1 protein-coding gene is annotated in these 250 nt (G+C 66.4%); it reads right to left on the bottom strand.

Annotation, left to right across the window (positions count from 1 at the left end; translation table 11 throughout):
• Positions 1-250 (bottom strand): sigma-70 family RNA polymerase sigma factor (locus DBV10_RS22515; protein WP_233590034.1); only part of this gene is annotated, 250 nt, incomplete at both ends.

Below are 250 nucleotides of genomic sequence, written 5' to 3'. Positions count from 1 at the left end.
TGCGCAGGTGGTCCACCAGGCGGTGGTGCGCCAGGGTGAACAGCCAGGTGCGGAACTTGGCCTTCACCTCGTAGCGGTTGGCATTGCGCGCCACGGCAAACCACACGTCCTGCAGCAGGTCGTCGGCCACGGCCTGCACCTTGACGCTGCGAAACACAAACCGCCACACGGCCAGTTCATGCCGGGCGTAGAGCTGGTCGAACGCGCTCAGGTTGCCCCCGGCGTAGCGCAGCATCAGCGCTTCGTCGGT

Source organism: Acidovorax sp. FJL06, assembly GCF_003852545.1.
In the GTDB taxonomy this organism is placed as follows: Bacteria; Pseudomonadota; Gammaproteobacteria; order Burkholderiales; family Burkholderiaceae_C; genus Acidovorax.
Note: the sequence above shows the minus strand (reverse complement) of the source record. Positions and strands in the feature narration are given on the sequence as shown.